The organism is Bythopirellula superficialaquae, from assembly GCF_059632245.1.
In genome coordinates this window covers 4,313,507-4,329,666 of record NZ_CP197426.1, presented here as the reverse complement: position 1 = coordinate 4,329,666, position 16,160 = coordinate 4,313,507, and the positions used below count along the sequence as shown (strand labels likewise).

12 protein-coding genes and 1 pseudogene are annotated in these 16,160 nt (G+C 55.5%); 12 read left to right on the top strand and 1 reads right to left on the bottom strand.

Annotated features, from left to right (window positions below; translation table 11 throughout):
• Positions 1-210: 210 nt before the first annotated feature.
• From leuS to SH678x_RS17875, 7 genes and pseudogenes are all read left to right on the top strand, one after another.
• Positions 211-2,853, top strand: a complete 2,643-nt coding sequence (gene leuS, locus SH678x_RS17905) for a leucine--tRNA ligase (protein ID WP_496919819.1) — start codon at positions 211-213, stop codon at positions 2,851-2,853.
• 65 nt (positions 2,854-2,918) lie between these two features.
• Positions 2,919-4,208 carry a glucose-1-phosphate adenylyltransferase gene (locus SH678x_RS17900; RefSeq protein WP_496919818.1) on the top strand — a complete coding sequence of 430 codons (1,290 nt, stop codon included), beginning with the start codon at positions 2,919-2,921 and terminating at the stop codon, positions 4,206-4,208.
• Positions 4,209-4,391: 183 nt separating this feature from the next.
• Positions 4,392-5,084 carry a toxin-antitoxin system YwqK family antitoxin gene (locus tag SH678x_RS17895; protein WP_496919817.1) on the top strand — a complete coding sequence of 231 codons (693 nt, stop codon included), beginning with the start codon at positions 4,392-4,394 and terminating at the stop codon, positions 5,082-5,084.
• 85 nt (positions 5,085-5,169) lie between these two features.
• Entirely contained in the window at positions 5,170-7,092 is a 1,923-nt protein-coding gene (gene ftsH, locus SH678x_RS17890) for an ATP-dependent zinc metalloprotease FtsH (protein WP_496919816.1), read from the top strand.
• A gap of 121 nt (positions 7,093-7,213) precedes the next feature.
• On the top strand, positions 7,214-9,400 hold the full coding sequence (gene ppk1 / locus SH678x_RS17885; protein WP_496919815.1) for a polyphosphate kinase 1: 2,187 nt from the start codon (positions 7,214-7,216) through the stop codon (positions 9,398-9,400).
• A 148-nt stretch (positions 9,401-9,548) separates the two neighbouring features.
• Positions 9,549-9,785: pseudogene (locus SH678x_RS17880) on the top strand (ankyrin repeat domain-containing protein); the annotation flags it as partial.
• A gap of 69 nt (positions 9,786-9,854) precedes the next feature.
• Positions 9,855-10,595, top strand: a complete 741-nt coding sequence (locus SH678x_RS17875; RefSeq protein WP_496923082.1) for an ankyrin repeat domain-containing protein — start codon at positions 9,855-9,857, stop codon at positions 10,593-10,595.
• Positions 10,596-10,634: 39 nt separating this feature from the next.
• On the opposite strand, the gene SH678x_RS17870 is transcribed toward SH678x_RS17875, so the two are convergent.
• Positions 10,635-12,191, bottom strand: coding sequence for a CehA/McbA family metallohydrolase (locus tag SH678x_RS17870; protein ID WP_496919814.1), 1,557 nt, complete (start codon positions 12,189-12,191; stop codon positions 10,635-10,637).
• A 127-nt stretch (positions 12,192-12,318) separates the two neighbouring features.
• On the opposite strand from SH678x_RS17870, the gene SH678x_RS17865 reads away from it, so the two are divergent.
• From SH678x_RS17865 to SH678x_RS17845, 5 genes are all read left to right on the top strand, one after another.
• Complete coding sequence (locus SH678x_RS17865) at positions 12,319-13,290, top strand: DnaJ C-terminal domain-containing protein (RefSeq protein WP_496919813.1); 972 nt, start codon at positions 12,319-12,321, stop codon at positions 13,288-13,290.
• Complete coding sequence (locus tag SH678x_RS17860; RefSeq protein WP_496919812.1) at positions 13,284-13,610, top strand: hypothetical protein; 327 nt, start codon at positions 13,284-13,286, stop codon at positions 13,608-13,610. The genes SH678x_RS17865 and SH678x_RS17860 overlap by 7 nt, the downstream gene beginning before the upstream one ends.
• A 16-nt stretch (positions 13,611-13,626) precedes the next feature.
• A complete protein-coding gene (rnpA, locus tag SH678x_RS17855) occupies positions 13,627-13,995 on the top strand; it encodes a ribonuclease P protein component (protein WP_496919811.1) in 369 nt (122 codons plus the stop codon).
• Positions 13,992-14,231, top strand: a complete 240-nt coding sequence (yidD, locus tag SH678x_RS17850; RefSeq protein ID WP_496919810.1) for a membrane protein insertion efficiency factor YidD — start codon at positions 13,992-13,994, stop codon at positions 14,229-14,231. Before rnpA ends, yidD begins: the two co-directional genes overlap by 4 nt.
• 162 nt (positions 14,232-14,393) lie before the next feature.
• A complete protein-coding gene (locus tag SH678x_RS17845; protein ID WP_496919809.1) occupies positions 14,394-16,133 on the top strand; it encodes a flagellar basal body P-ring protein FlgI in 1,740 nt (579 codons plus the stop codon).
• The last annotated feature ends 27 nt before the right edge of the window (positions 16,134-16,160 follow it).

Sequence of the window (16,160 nt, the reverse complement as noted above, 5' to 3'; positions counted from 1 at the left end):
TATTCCCAGTCGGCACCGCACAGGCGGCTGCAAACTGGTTATCGTACTTAGCGGAACGGACAAACGTCAACGGCTGCGCGGTTCGCGCAAGTCGTTAATTGCTGTAGAATTAGCGGTTTTCTTGCTGCTTGGAACTGGGGTCCGACCAACACTTCGTGTTTGTGCCCACGACCCGGCTCGCTTGCGTCCTTTTACAGCCTGACATTTCTCATGCCGCGTTATAATCCCGCCGTCGTCGAACCCAAGTGGCAAGCCTATTGGGAGGAGCACCAAACCTTTGTCGCCCCGCAAATGCCAAAGGGTGAAAAGCTCTACGCGCTCGACATGTTCCCCTATCCGAGTGGCGACGGCTTGCACGTGGGGCATCCGGAAGGATATACGGCGACCGACATTGTTTGCCGGGCGGCTCGGATGCAAGGTAAGAGCGTCGTTCACCCGATGGGCTTCGATTCGTTCGGCCTGCCCGCGGAAGAGCACGCCATCAAGACGGGTGAGCATCCCCGCATCCAAACCGAGAAGAACATCGCCACGTTCCGTCGTCAGTTGAAGATGCTCGGGTTCAGCTATGACTGGTCGCGCGAGCTCGCGACCACCGATGTGGAATATGTCCGCTGGACGCAATGGATATTCTTGCAGCTGTTCGACACGTGGTTCGACGAGGAACAGCAGAAGGGACGACCGATTGCGGAACTGCCGATCCCTTCGGACGTGGCCGACGAGTGTGCAGCCGCGGTACTGGCCTATCAAGACGAGCATCGGTTGGCGTTTCAAAGTTTCGCGCCGGTGAATTGGTGCCCAGCGCTGGGCACGGTGCTGGCCAATGAAGAAGTGATCGACGGCAAAAGCGAGCGCGGCAGCCATCCCGTGGTGCGAATGCCGCTGCGACAATGGATGTTGCGAATTACTTCTTACGCGAGTCGCTTGGAAAAAGACTTGGAGCTAGTTGATTGGCCCGAGAGCGTGAAGGCTCTGCAACGGAATTGGATCGGTCGCAGTACGGGTGCGGAAGTCGATTTTTATATTGGCCCATCTGCCAATTGGCCGAGTGTGACGTTGCAGCGCCGTGGACAAGCATTTCCACGGAAGCCGGCAGATGATTTTCTGCGGATCTACACCACGCGGCCTGACACGCTGTTTGGCGCGACTTATATGGTGATCGCGCCGGAGCATCCCTTCGTGGAGAAGCTGACCACGGCAGAGAACGCCGCAGCGGTGAAGACTTATTGCGAAAAGGCGGCCGCGAAAAGTGACCTCGACCGCACGGAGCTCGCCAAAGAAAAAACCGGCGTGTTCACAGGGAGTTATGCGATAAATCCCGTGAACGGCGAGAAAGTGCCGATCTGGATCGCCGACTATGTGCTGATCAGCTATGGCACGGGCGCGATTATGGCGGTGCCGGCGCATGATGAGCGGGACTTTGAGTTTGCGAAGCAGTATGACATTACCATTAAGGCCGTTGTTGATCCCGGCGAAACCGCCAGCGATCGGGATGACGTACTCGCGGGTGAGAAGGTTTTTCCCGGTAATGGTGTTGCCATCAATTCAGGTAAGTTTGACGGGCTCACGACCACGCAGTTCAAAGAAAGGATTACGGATTGGTTGTCAGCACATGGCGTTGGCAAGCAGGCTGTGAACTATAAGTTGCGGGATTGGCTGTTTAGTCGGCAACGTTTTTGGGGCGAACCTTTCCCAATCTTGCATGAGCTTGATCAAAACGGCAATCCAACTGGCCGCATTCGTGCGGTGGCTGAGTCGGAATTGCCGGTCGATCTGCCGCATCTGGAAGATTTTAAGCCGCATGGCCGACCCGAGCCGCCGCTGGATAAAGCGCCTGAGGAATGGCTCTACCCGGTGATCGATGGGGTGAAGTACAAGCGTGAAACGAACACGATGCCGCAGTGGGCCGGAAGCTGCTGGTATTACTTGCGGTTTCTTGATCCGAAGAACGACAAAGCTCCGATTGATCCAGCCGTGGAGAAGGCGTGGATGCCGGTCGATCTCTACATCGGCGGGGCCGAGCATGCGGTGCTGCATCTGTTGTACTCGCGATTCTGGCACAAGGTGCTCTACGACCGGGGGGTGGTTTCCGAGCCGGAGCCGTTTAAGAAGCTCGTGAATCAAGGAATGATTCTTGGCGAGAACAACGAGAAGATGTCGAAGAGCCGCGGCAATGTGATCAATCCTGATCTCGTGGTGAAGGAGTATGGTGCGGATTCATTGAGACTCTATGAAATGTTCATGGGGCCTTTGGAAGCAACCAAGCCATGGAGCATGGAAGGGGTCAGCGGCGTGCATGGGTTTTTAAACCGTGTCTGGCGGTTGATTCTTGACGATCATGCCGAGCAGAACACGCTCAACGCGGCGGTTTGCGACGACGCCTTGACCACCGAGCAGCAACGGGTGCTTCACAAAACGATCAAAGCCGTGACCGAGGACGTCGCTAAACTGTCGTTCAACACGGCGATTGCCCGGATGATGGAGTTTTGCAATTTCTTCACAAAGCTGGATCGTCGTCCGCGGGCTGCGATGGAGCCGCTGGTGCTGCTGTTGGCCCCTTTTGCCCCCCATATTGCGGAGGAATTGTGGCAAGCATTAGGGCACGAGAAAACCCTGGCGTATGAGCCGTGGCCAGCATACGATGAATCACTCCTCGTCGAAACGGAACTGGAAATCCCCGTGCAGATTAATGGTAAGCTGCGTGGCAAGATCACGATTCCGGCTGAGACCGATGCCGCAGCGATGGAAGCAGCGGCTCGAGCTGACGCGAAGGTTGCCGAGTTGCTCGCAGGGAAACAAATTGTGAAAGTGATTGCCGTCCCCGGCCGGATGGTAAATTTTGTGATCAAAGGTTAAGGATTAAAAGAACAAGGATCGCTTAGCCGCAACCGGCTAGTGGATAAACAAAGGATTACCTTTTCATGCGTGATGCAATTGCTGTTGTGTTGGGTGGAGGGCAAGGAACGCGCCTCATGCCACTCACGAAATATCGCTCCAAACCCGCCGTGCCACTGGCTGGCAAATATCGTTTGATCGATATCCCACTTTCTAATTGTCTCAACAGCCAACTCAACCGGATTTATGTGCTCACGCAGTTCATGTCGGTGAGCTTGCACCGTCATATCCGGGGCACGTACCGGTTTGATAATTTCAGCGGCGGATTCGTCGAAATTCTTGCCGCTCAACAAACGATGACCGAAGGCACGGATTGGTATCAAGGGACCGCCGATGCCGTGCGGAAGAACCTTCGCTATCTCACGCAGCCTGGAATCAAATATGTGGTGATCTTGTCGGGGGATCAGTTGTATCGCATGAATTTCGGCGAAATGCTGAAAACGCATCGCGACGCGGGGGCGGATATCACGATCGCCACCAAGCCAGTTCACAGTAGCGAAGCCTCGTCGCTGGGAATCATGCGGGCTGACGACACCGGCAAAGTCATTGGTTTTGCCGAAAAGCCGACGACCGAGGAGTTGCTCAACTCCGTACGTACCGATCCGGCGTGGATCGATGCGCAAGGCATCGAGAGCCAAGGCCGCGATTGTTTGGCGAGCATGGGCATCTACGTGTTCAATGCCGCTGTTCTGGCGGAGTTGCTGCACGAAACTCATCATCGCGACTTTGGCAAAGAAGTGTTCCCTGAATCGATCGAGACACACAAAGTCCAATTGCACCTGTTCGACGGTTACTGGGAAGACATCGGCACGATTCGTTCGTTCTTCGAAGCGAATTTGCAACTCACGCGGCCGAATGCTCCTTACGAACTGACCACGCCGTCGGCGCCAATTTACTCGCGACCACGGTTCTTACCGCCCACGCGGTTCGACGGTGCGACCGTGGAAAGCAGTCTCGTGGCGGATGGTTCGATCATCGAACCGGGCGCGCATATCGTGAATAGCGTGATTGGCCTGCGCTGTAAGATCGGCCGGAACGTGACGATTCGCGACTCGATCATCATGGGGGCCGACTTTTACGAAACCGATGACGACATCGCCCGGCATAGCGAGCGGACCCCAATTGGGATCGGCGAAGGGGCGCTGATTGAGAAAGCGATCATCGACAAAAACTGTCGTATTGGCGCGCGGGCACAGATCGTGAATCCCGGCAATCAGGGTGATTGCGAGATCAACGAGTTCTGTTCGCTGCGGGACGGGATTCTGGTCGTCGAGAAAGATGCCTGTTTCCCCGCAAATTGGCAGATTCAGCTGTGACCCGCATAATCGCGTCAGCCCGAATAGGTGGTTCGACCTCGCAGGCAATTTCCCGTCGTCCGGGCCAACCTACCGATTGGTCTGCCGCGAAGGAGATGTCATACTGAATGGGTCTGCCCAAGCGTCTTTGGGCTAAACTCTTGATAGTCTAATTAAATTCATCACATTCTTGGAATGAAATACATGACCGCGTTGAAGTTCTTTTCGTTTGTATGCATTCTCTGTTTCGGAATTGCCTGGGTCGTTCCTGCTTCCGCGCAAGAAGCCAAATCGGATGACGTGTATCTTGATGAGCCGGAATCCGATCCCCCCGGACGAGAAGTTCGCAAACAGAAGGTCGAGGATAAATACGAGGATGGGAAGCTCCGCTCGGAGCGTAATGTCTCGATCCTTTCGGACGATACCTATGTCAACGATGGTCCTTACGTCGAATACTATCCCGATGGTCAGAAGTTCACCGAAGGGAACTACGTTGGCGGAGTGATGGAAGGGGAGTGGAACTACTGGCATCCCACGGGCGAGGTATGTAAGACCATTACCTTCAAGAAGGGTAAGCCTGAAGGGACTTTTGAAGTGCGCCGCGCTGATGGCACGCTGGAGAGCAAGCAGAGTTTCAAGAACGGCATCCGGCACGGGGAATGGGTCACTTATTATGAAGACGGCAAGACTCCCAAGGTGAAAGCCAACATCGTCGACGGCAAAGTTGAGGGTGAGCGGACAACGTATTTCGAGAACGGCCAAATGCGGCAACAGTCTCAATTCAAGGCAGGCCAACTCGATGGCCCCATGGCCGAGTTCAACGACACGGGCAAAAAGATCGCGGAAGCGACCTTCAAGGAAGGCAAAGTGCAGGGCGAAATCAAGCGATTCAACTAGAGCGGTTGATCCCGCTCGAAATTCTCGCGTGCCCCGCCTAGAATGAGGAGGCTCGATTGATCCTCATTCTCTCACATGTGAATTCATGGCTGAAAAAGAAAAAAACGGCGACACCGCAAAGCCTTCTGGTTCCCAGCGCAATCCCACGCAATGGCTCGTGTTTCTGTTGTTGGGCATGGCCACGGTATTTCTGCTGTTCTCCAGTTGGGGAGCAGAGCCCTCGATCTCGTACAGCCAACTGCTCGACCAAATCGAGGCGGGTAACGTCGCGAAGATCAATATTCTTTCGCGGCATGTGATTGGCGAGTTTAAGGAGCCCGTGGAAGTTCCGAATCCCGTGGTAGCCGCCGATAAGCAGCCGGCCCCCATCAAGAAATTCCAAAGCACGTTGCCGCCACAAGTCGGCGAGGAATGGCTCGCTCAATTGCGAGCGAAAGGCATTGAAATCCGCGCCGAAAACCCGGCGAATTACGACGATCTGTTCTTTTTCTTGTCGTTGCTGGGGCTTGGTCTGTTGGTGCTGTTTGCCTGGAACATGATGCGCCGCACGCGCGACCAGATGATGGGTGGCGGGATGTTAGGCGGCGTCATCAAAAGCCCCGCACGGCGTTACGATGCGAGTGATCGCAAAATCACCTTCGACGACGTGGCTGGCTTGGATGGTGTGAAAAAAGACCTTGAAGAGATTGTTCAATATTTGAAAGACGCTCCTAAGTTCCAGCGACTTGGTGCCCAGGTGCCTAAGGGGGTGTTGTTGATGGGCCCTCCTGGAACTGGCAAGACGCTGCTCGCTCGGGCGGTTGCGGGGGAAGCGGGTGTGCCGTTTTTCTCGATCAACGGTTCGGAGTTTATCCAACTATTTGTAGGCGTCGGCGCGGGCCGGGTGCGCGATATGTTTAAGACCGCTCAAGAAAACTCGCCGGCGATCCTTTTCATCGACGAAATTGACGCCGTGGGCCGGCAACGCGGCGCAGGAATGGGTGGTGGACACGATGAACGGGAACAGACACTCAACCAAATTTTGAGCGAAATGGACGGCTTCAGTCCCACGTCGACGGTAATCGTGCTTGCTGCGACGAATCGTCCCGACGTGCTCGACCCAGCACTCTTGCGGCCGGGCCGGTTCGATAGGCATGTAACGGTTGATCGACCGACCGTGAAGGGGCGCAAAGAGCTATTTGAACTTCACAGCAAGAACGTCCCCATGACCGAGGAAGTGGACTTCGACAAACTTGCACGGGCCACGGTGGGGCTTACGGGCGCTGACATTCGTAATCTAGTAAATGAAGCAGCGTTGTGGGCCACAAGGCAAAACAATGACAAGGTCGGTCCCAAAGATTTTGAATACGCGCGTGATAAAGTTTTAATGGGATCGATGCGCGAGGACATTCTTACTCCCGAAGATAAGAAGGTGACAGCCTTCCACGAATCGGGGCATGCGCTTGTGGCTTGGCTGTTGCCCGATTGTGAACCGGTACACAAGGTCACGATCATTCCGCGTGGGCGGGCACTTGGTGTGACGCAGTTGGTTCCCGAGGAAGATCGATTCAACGCTAATCAAAGTCAAATGCAAGCCATGTTGACCATGGTCCTTGCAGGACGCACGGCCGAGAAGATGGAGTTCGCGCAATTCAGTGCCGGTGCTGAGAACGATCTCAAGCGAGCCACCGAACTCGCGCGCAAGATGGTCACACGTTGGGGCATGAGCGAACGCATTGGGCCCGTGGCCTACAGCAATGGCGAGGAGCATCCCTTTTTGGGTCGGGAAATGGCACACGAGCAGCGGACGTTTAGCGAGCGGACTGCCCAGGTCATTGATGAAGAAATTGCTAAGATTCTGCACTCGGCCGCTGACCGGGCGGCGGAGTTGTTGACGGAAAACAAGGAAAAACTAGAAGTTCTCGCCAATGCGCTGCTGGAGCGCGAGGCGCTTGATTCCGAAGATATGGCCCAACTCATCGGCCCCGCGGTTCGCCACAATCGCAATGCGGTTCAGGTGCCGATTTAGGCCCCATCTTTTGCCGGCATACTCCTGAATCCCCCAGTTTCGCCGGATTCAATAAGCTATACTGCAGAGGCACGCTCTAGCGTTTGTGCTGTCTGAAATTGCTGCTCTAAGTTTTCGCACCATGACTGATTCTTCGCTGTTTCTTCCCGAGCATTTCATCAACCGCGAGTTGAGCTGGTTGGAATTCAACTCGCGCGTCTTGGAAGAAGCGCAAGAATCGTCGAATCCGCTCTTGGAGCGAGCGAAGTTCTTGTCGATCTTCAGCTCGAACCTCGACGAGTTCTTTATGGTGCGGGTGGCAGGTTTGCGAGAGCAAGCTTTTGGCGGTGTGGCACCACAAGATATCACCGCCGATGGTCTGACGCCGGTCGCGCAATTGGTGCGCATTTCGGAACGCGCGCGACGCATGGTCGATGAGCAGTATCGCTGTTTCAACGACGCGATTCTGCCCGAGTTGGCCCAGAACAACATCCACATATTGGCCGAGAAGGATTTAGACAAAGCTCAACGGAAGACCGTCAATGAGTTCTTCCGCCAGCGGGCGTTCCCGGTGCTTACGCCGATGGCGATCGATCCGAGCCATCCCAGTCCGCGGTTTCACAATCGCGGTTTTTATCTGGTTGCTTTGTTGCACAGGGCGAGTGGCTTTGGCCCGACTGATATTTTTGCCGTGGTGCAATTGCCGACCGTGTTGCCGCGATTCATCGACGTTGGCCAACCGGGCGAAAACAAGTACGTGATGCTCGAAGAGTTGTTGGCTGCGAAGTTGCCCGAACTCTTTGGCGGTTACGAAATTTCGCATCACGCCTGTTTCCGTATGACTCGGGACATGGACATCGACGTGCTCGAGCACGAATCCGACGACATGCTACGGGCCATTGAATCCAAGCTACGCGTGCGGCAACATTCCGAAGCGGTGCGGTTGGAAGTGCAAGCGGGGATGAGCTCCGATCTGTTGGCCATGCTGGTCAATGAAGAGCAACTGCACGTCCGTGATGAGGTCGATGGCCGCTTTTACTCGGACGTTTACCATATCAACGGCATGCTGGATCTCACCTGCATGGGCGAATTGATTCGGCTTGTAGACAAAGAAACTCTGCGTGATGCTCCTTTTGTGCCGCGGATGCCGACCGAATTACGCCGGGCCGACAATATTTTCAATGTGATCGCACAACGGGATATTTTGCTGCATCACCCGTTCGACTCGTTTGATCCGGTGGTGCAGTTCATTCAAGAAGCGGCCGAAGATCCCAACGTGCTGGCCATTAAGCAGACGCTTTATCGCACGAGTGGTGGCGACAGCCCCATTGTGCGGGCGTTGATTCAGGCGGCTGAAAATGGCAAACAGGTCACGGCGCTGGTCGAGCTGAAGGCCCGTTTCGATGAGGCGAACAACATCATCTGGGCGCGCCAGATGGAACGCGCCGGCGTGCACGTGGTGTATGGCTTCATGGATTTGAAAACACACTGCAAGCTGGCCATGGTCGTGCGGCAGGAGGGAAAGAAAGTTCGCCGGTATGTCCATTTCAGTACGGGCAACTACAACCCAACCACCGCTCGGCTTTACACGGATTTGGGGCTGTTCACAGCTGATCGAGCTTTCGCCGAAGATGCCTCGGCATTGTTCAATTTTCTGACCGGTTATTCGCAAGGCCACGAGTGGCAAAAGTTGATCATCGCGCCGCAAGATTTGCATCGACGTACGGTGGAACTCATCGACGAACAAGCGCAGCGAGCCCGCGAGGGGAAAAAATCGTTTATTTTCGCGAAGCTCAACTCGCTTGTGGATCGCGAAACGATCGAAGCTCTCTACCGCGCTAGTCAAGCGGGTGTGCCGATTGAGCTGATCATCCGCGGCATTTGCTGTTTGCGGCCTGGACTGGAAGGAATTTCAGAAACCATTCACGTTCGCAGCATCGTGGATCGATTCCTGGAACACAGCCGCATTTTGATCTTTGGCGAGGGAGCGAAAGCTCAAGTCTTCTTTTCCAGTGCCGACTGGATGCCGCGTAACTTTGACCGCCGCGTGGAAGTGATGTTTCCTATTGAAGCGGAAGAATTGCGCAAACGCGTCTGCGATGAAATCGTTCCCATTTACCTACGCGACAATACGCGGGCGCGGATACTCATGTCGGATGGCACATACGTCCGCGCCGCAGCCTGGCAAGGTGGCGAGGAGTTCCGTTCTCAACGCGAGTTGTTGAATTCCACGCAAGGCACCTACCTGCCAATGGATCCTAAAAAGGACGCTGCCAATGGCCACGCCGGTGAAGTGACTTATCGGTTCCACGGTAGCAAGGTTGAGTAATTTCACCTGAGCATGTCGTTTTCCATGCGGTTGTGCTGGAAATCTCGATGCATTTGCTTGTGGTTCGCCAAGCCATCCCGGTATCATGAATGCCAACGGTATGACGCCGTTGAATGGCTAACCGGCTAGTGCATGTAATCTTGTTAAATTACTTGAGATCGCAATGGCAAGTGAACACCACAAGAATTCGTCCGCTGAAGGCTTGTTTTTGGCGGCTCAATCGGGCGATGCGGCCAAAGTGAGTGATGCGCTGCAGGCGGGAGTGGACGTCAACGTTCGTGACACGCGACCCGAGTCGCCAGGTTTTACGCCCCTGATGTTGGCTGCCGCGCATGGAAACGCTGAGTTTGTTGCACAACTTTTGCAAAATGGAGCCGACGTTTCTGTGAAGGATGATAACGTCCAAGATAGTGATAGCGGCTTTAGCTTTGTCTTCAGGGAAGGTGGCGTGGCGATGGTCCGCGAGGGCGGATTCCAAATGCATCGCACGGCCCTTGGGTGGGCGGCAGAATCGGGGCATGCCGACGTCGTGCAGTTGCTGCTCAAGAATGGTGCCGAAGTCGATGCCCTCGACCGAGCGAAACTTTCGCCCCTGTTGATTGCTGCCGCTTCGAATTCGCTCGGAACAGTGCAGTTGTTATTGGCGGCGGGTGCAGATGTCAACTTGCGTTGCCGAGGCAAACAAACCGCGCTCATGTTTGCCGCGGAAAAAGGCCATGCCGACGTCATCGATGCATTGGCCCAAGGCGGCGCAAAGCTTGAGTTAAAGGACGCTGACGGTTACACGGCGCTGATGTTAGCTGCAAGCAAAGCGCAACCCGCGTCCGTTGCTGCTTTGATTCAAGCCGGAGCCGATGTGCAGGCCAAATCGAAAATTGGCCGTACGGCATTGCACACGCCGTTAGGAACAGCGTTTCTTATAAAAGACTACGTCAATGAGGAATTCGTTTTTCGATTGAAAATCGACTCACAGAGAATTTACGAGACCGCAAAGCTACTCATTGATGCTGGTGCGGATCCACAGGCTCAAGATCAACACGGCGCAACGCCCATGCAAATGGCCGAGCAAATGGTCGAAATGACGGGCGCATTCCATGAGATCATCGATCTTTTTAAGAACGCGGAGCCAGGAAAACGGGTTGTTGAAACGACTTCAAAGAAACCCGCAGCCAAAAAATCAAAAAGAGCTGAGTAAGAAGCAGACGTAGCGTGTGCGTAAGAGATTTACCAGTTGCTAGTCATCATTGGCCTTGGCGAGCAACTCTTCCCAAAAAGGTCGAGCGTCGGTGAAGTCTTTGAGAATCGCTTCATCGTCGGCAAATTCTTCTTTGGCCGCGTCGAGCCAATCGAGAAAGAACTGCACGCTGCGGCGACTGACGCGCGGTTGGCGGTTGCGTTCGACGTAGTACGGGCCGGTTGTGGCATACTGATAATTTCTTGTGTTGCCGGTCATCGCTCGTACGGCGAACCAACCGCTGTTGGCAAACTTGATCGGCGGCAGTCGGCCTTGCCGTTCCGCGAGATCTTTCAGCCGAATCTGGTGGGCCACTTCGCCGTTTTGCAGGATTTCCAGATACTCCACAGCAGCTTTCTCGTAGAAAGTGAGGCTGAGCGAAATGTGAAACTCACGCTCCTCGCCGACGGCGGTGGGAAAGACGTAGCCTGGGAGTTGGCCTTCGACTTTCGTGCGAAGTAGCGGGCCGTTGGTGACCATCACTTGGCCCGCTTTCATCGCTTCGAGCCAAATGGCGGGGGTACATTGTTCGCCGCAGTAGGCGTACACTCGGTTCGCGCCGAGAGGATTGCCATTGCTGCCTGAGCCACTTCCCGCGGTGGGTGGAATACGCAGGCCGCAATTCAACAGATGGTGATAAATGGCTTCGCTCCAACGGCCATTGCCCATCGCACCGGGAAAGAATTTCTTATCGCGTGGGTAACCACCCTTTTCGTTGGCGATTGATTTATCGATCAGAGCATTGCGATTGATGATGTTCACGGCTTCCAACTTACCCGAGGCAATCCACACGGGGAGTTCCCAAGCAAACGGGCTGAGCGCGATAGGGGTATCTCCCATTTCGCTACCCACTTTTAACATGGCTAGCGGCGATTCAGTTGCTGATGCTTCGCAAACTTGTGGCAGTTGTTGCATGCCCACGAACAGCAATCCACTGCCGCGGCGGTTATCAACTGCGGCCCAGGGGCCAAACAAGGGTGGCGAGATTTCGGAGATTTGTTCCGAAGGTGATTGTCGAACCTGGCGGCATTTGCCGTTGTCATTCTCTGCGGTGATCACGGGAACGAATTCAATCCCCGCGGCACGCATCAAGAGGGGCATGTTCTCAAACCTTTGAGCCACATCCAGGTCGCCGCCCCACCAGCCTTCGCCGCGCATGCTGACTCGCCGTGCGAGAAGCACTTCGGTTTCGTCGTCGGCATGGCGCTCAAGGGAAAAATGGCCGTCGCGGGTTTGGAATTCGGGGCCGGCATCCAGAGAAAACTCATAGTTGCCTTGTTTCAGTTCCAGGGTGACGAAACCTTCGAACACCAGATAACCATCAACGGCAATCGCTCCTGCGGCGCGCACGCGGACAGGTCGTCCCGACTTGCGAAGTTGCATGCGGACAGGCAAGGGCTGGCCCGTGCCTTCCTCGGCGACGCTGATCGTGAGCACGCCGTCGTAGCCCGCGGAGTGGGCGGGCGAGACGCTCATGGAGATCAGCAGGGCACTCAGTAGGCAGGCAATGCTTCGAACTAGCAACGGAAACTCCCGCAAAACACTTGTAATCGGCATAGACGACGATTCCAGGAACCTATGCCAAGTCTAGCACGCACGATGAACTTTTGGCCGCTATCCTTCGTAGGGGCAACCGGTAAAATGAGGCATTCAGGCCGATTTCCATTCCTCGCATTTCAATCGCATGGCAGCAGATCATTACGAAACATTAGGGGTGAGTCGGCAGGCGACGCCGGATGAAATCCAGAAGGCGTACCGCCAGATGGCTCGCAAGCATCACCCCGACCTCAATCCGAACGACACCAAGGCCAAGGAAAAATTCCAACAGGTGCAGGCCGCGTTCGATGTCTTGAACGATCCGCAGAAGCGTGAGCTCTACGACCGCTATGGAAATGCCTACGAAACATTTGGCGGCGGCGGTGGTGGTCCGCGCCCAGGTGGACCGAATCCATGGGCTGGTGCGGGAGGCCCGGGAGCCGGCGGCTTTGAAGTGAATTTGGACGATCTGTTCGGCGGCGGCGGCGCGGGAATGGGTGGCGGCGTCGGTGGTGGCGGGTTTGCCGATCTCTTCAAAACCTTCAAGCAAAAGAACAAGCGGGCTGCTCCCACCAAGGGACACAACATCGAACACACACTCACCGTGCCGTTTGCCACGGCCGTGCTGGGTGGCGAAGCGCAGATTTCGTTGCAGCGAGTGGATGGCACGACCGAATCTTTGCGGGTGAAGATCCCCGCGGGGATCGAGCCGGGGAAAAAGATTCGCCTGCGTGGCAAGGGCGAAGAAAGTGAATCGGGTGGTGCGGCGGGTGATCTGTTGATCAAGGTGGATGTCGCGCCGCATCCCCATTTTCGCCGCCAAGGCAATCGGCTCGACGTGCGGGTGCCAATCACCGTGGCGGAAGCCATCGGAGGTGCGAAAATCGACCTGCCGACCCCTAATGGCACAATCACGCTCACGGTTCCCCCAGGCACATCGAGCGGTAGCAAACTGCGCGTGAAAGGGCAGGGTGTGAAACATTCCAACGGTGAAGTCGGCGACTTGTTTGCCGAAGTGATGGTCGTTGTGCCGAAGGATATTTCGCCGGACGATCGTGAACAACTTGTTGAGATCTTGAAGAAGTATCCCCAGAATCCGCGGTCAGAGTTGCGATGGTAATCCCTGCAATCGTCGATGGATTGCTCTTCGCACAGCAGGCGGAACGCAAAGTTCCCGAGCCGACACGCACGATCATCTTGATGGCCTTGCTGGGGATTCTGCTGCTCGGCATGCTGCTGATCGTGGGGACGATGCTGCTTGGGCATTGGGTACGTCGCCAGGGACACGAACGTCGTGGGCCGGTGGTGCCACCCGATGTGATCTTGCCACGGACCCAACCGCCACAACGGCCTGTGTCGGACCGGATGCAATCGGCGAATTCTTCGGAAACGTTTTCAGGTGACGACACCGTCGGCACAGATGACACGGTTGTGTCGTAACCTCACGGCAAGGGTGATGAACGAATTCGGCTTTCCCAAATCGGCTCGACTCCTGAAGCCCGCCGAATTTGATCGGGTGTTTAAGCGGCGGTGCGTGGCGAGCGACGACCACATCGTGCTGCACGCGGCCCTTGGTGTGACGCATGAACCGCGGTTGGGATTGGTCGTTTCCCGGAAGTGCGGCAACGCGGTCGCTCGGAACCGTTGGAAACGTGCCTTGCGCGAGGCGTTTCGGTTAGTCAGGTCTGAACTTCCCACGTGTGACCTTTGTGTCGTGCCACGGGGAAAGACGGTACCGAGCGTTGCCGACTTGCAACAATCTTTTCAGGCGATTTCTTTGCGGCTCGCCAAACGATTGCAGCGCGAGAGCAAGGAGACGACATGAAAGCCGTGTGGTCGGCCTGTCGGCAAGTCCCGGCGATGCTGCTGATTTTCTGCGTGCGGTGCTATCAGTGGACGATCAGCCCGCTACTGGGGCGATGTTGCCGTTTTGAGCCGACATGCAGCGCCTATTTCATTGAAGCGGTCAAGAAGTATGGTGCGGTTCGTGGCTCGTTGATGGGTGTGCGGCGAATTACCCGCTGTCATCCCTGGAATCCTGGCGGCTACGATCCTCCGTGAGATGTTGCCGCATGTTGCTAGCATCATGCTGTGCTGGTGCTGGCAGGGATTGTCTTGACCCAGCTTGCCGGTCTTCGTAATCTCCCACCGCTTGACGCTCCCCCCACAGGATGTGGTGCGCGGGAGCCATGTTTGTTTTACGATGCGTAGGAGACGCTTTGCATGAGGCCTGCACTGACCCGCCGAACGAAGCTGGGCAATCGAACGGACATTGTGATCACCTTGATCGCCGTGGGTTTGTGGTCGGGCTGCATGGGCCCGATTTTGAGGCAGCAAAGCCCCACGCTGGATAAGGAAGCTGAGGCTTCGAGGGCTGATATGTCGCTCGTGGGGAGCGTTACGCAGCCTTACGGTTTGAACTATGTCAAAGTCGAGGCCGTGTCGTTGGTCACGGGGTTGGCTGGCACGGGAGAAGATCCTCCCCCATCGCCGCAGCGAGCGGCCTTGCTTGCCGAAATGAATCGCCGTGGCATCGAGAATCCCAATAAAATTCTCGCCTCGCCGAATACGGCGTTGGTCTTGGTGCGTGGTTTCCAACGTCCTGGCATTCGTGCCGGTGATCCTTTCGACATCGAAGTGCGCAGCCCCTCCAAGAGCAACACAACCAGTTTGCGCGGCGGTCATCTGCTGGAAACATCTCTCACGGAAACTGCCGTGCTCGGCGATCAACTTCGCAAGGGCCATACCTTGGGAGCTGCGATGGGATCCGTGCTGGTTGATCCCAACGCGGAGATCAAGAAAGATCCCGTGCTTGCGCGGCAAGGTCGTATTCTTGGTGGTGGTATAGCCTCGAAGGATCGCAAATTGGGTCTCATTCTGAATAACGAACATCAGTCGATTCGTTTAAGCCAGTCAATTGGCAAGGCCGTAAACAATCGCTTTTATAGTTACGTCGAGGGCCAGCAACGCGGCATGGCCACGCCCAAGACTGATGAGTTTCTGGAACTTGAATTGCATCCACGTTATAAGGATAACGTGAGCCGCTATATGCGCGTTGTGCGAAACATCGCCATCGATGAATCAGCCAGCGAGTTGCAGGCCCGGCTGGAACTGTTGAAGAAACAACTGCTTGATCCAGTCACTTCTGCCGATGCGTCGATCAGATTGGAAGCCGTCGGCAGTGATCAAGCGAAAGAGATCTTGCTCTCTGGATTGAAGTCTGAGGATCCAGAAGTCAGATTTTACACTGCTGAGGCCTTGGCCTATCTGGACGTGACCGAGGCAGTTGAGCCATTGGTCTATGTCGCCCGCGAGGAACCAGCGTTCCGCGTACATGCTTTAGCAGCATTGAGCGCCATGGATGATGGTGCAGCATATGACGGTTTGCGATCGTTGCTCACAGTCAAGAGTGCCGAGACTCGCTATGGGGCTTTTCGCGCAATGACGGCGATGGCACCGTCGGATGGTTTTTTACAAGGTGAAGATTTCAAAGGAAAGTTCAAACTGCATTTGCTCGACTTACCGAGCGATCCATTGATTCACGTGACCAGCAGCCATCGACCCGAGATTGTGTTCTTTGGACTCAACCACGAGCTGAAGTTACCGTTGGTATTGGATGCAGGGCCGAAAATCCTTGTCAACGGACTTTCGGGCGGACAGATCAAAGTCAGCAATTTCGGTGAGACAACACAACAGCGGATTGTCTCAACCAAGGTCGAAGAGGTTATCCGCGCAGTGGTGGAACTTGGCGGCAATTATCCCGACGTCGTACAGATGCTGCAACAAGCCAAACAGTCCGGCGCACTCGAGAGCAGATTTCGTGTGAATGCCTTGCCTGAGGTTGGACGCGAACTGGTGATGCGCGACCGCGAGAATTTCTCCGAAGAAGAGGAGAGCTCGACCGTCGAGCAAGCCAACTACGAGATCGAAACTCCCGAGCCGGGACTGTTCGAGATGAAGTAGAGAGAGGCTATTTTGCACGGAATTGAG

Coding starts and splice junctions, on each gene's coding strand:
- SH678x_RS17895 (WP_496919817.1), top strand. CDS start 4,392: ATGACCGCGTTGAAGTTCTTTTCGTTTGTATGCATTCTCTGTTTCGGA.
- SH678x_RS17900 (WP_496919818.1), top strand. CDS start 2,919: ATGCGTGATGCAATTGCTGTTGTGTTGGGTGGAGGGCAAGGAACGCGC.
- leuS (WP_496919819.1), top strand. CDS start 211: ATGCCGCGTTATAATCCCGCCGTCGTCGAACCCAAGTGGCAAGCCTAT.
- SH678x_RS17870 (WP_496919814.1), bottom strand. CDS start 12,191: ATGCCGATTACAAGTGTTTTGCGGGAGTTTCCGTTGCTAGTTCGAAGC.
- SH678x_RS17875 (WP_496923082.1), top strand. CDS start 9,855: ATGGTCCGCGAGGGCGGATTCCAAATGCATCGCACGGCCCTTGGGTGG.
- SH678x_RS17845 (WP_496919809.1), top strand. CDS start 14,394: ATGAGGCCTGCACTGACCCGCCGAACGAAGCTGGGCAATCGAACGGAC.
- yidD (WP_496919810.1), top strand. CDS start 13,992: ATGAAAGCCGTGTGGTCGGCCTGTCGGCAAGTCCCGGCGATGCTGCTG.
- SH678x_RS17865 (WP_496919813.1), top strand. CDS start 12,319: ATGGCAGCAGATCATTACGAAACATTAGGGGTGAGTCGGCAGGCGACG.
- rnpA (WP_496919811.1), top strand. CDS start 13,627: ATGAACGAATTCGGCTTTCCCAAATCGGCTCGACTCCTGAAGCCCGCC.
- SH678x_RS17860 (WP_496919812.1), top strand. CDS start 13,284: ATGGTAATCCCTGCAATCGTCGATGGATTGCTCTTCGCACAGCAGGCG.
- ppk1 (WP_496919815.1), top strand. CDS start 7,214: ATGACTGATTCTTCGCTGTTTCTTCCCGAGCATTTCATCAACCGCGAG.
- ftsH (WP_496919816.1), top strand. CDS start 5,170: ATGGCTGAAAAAGAAAAAAACGGCGACACCGCAAAGCCTTCTGGTTCC.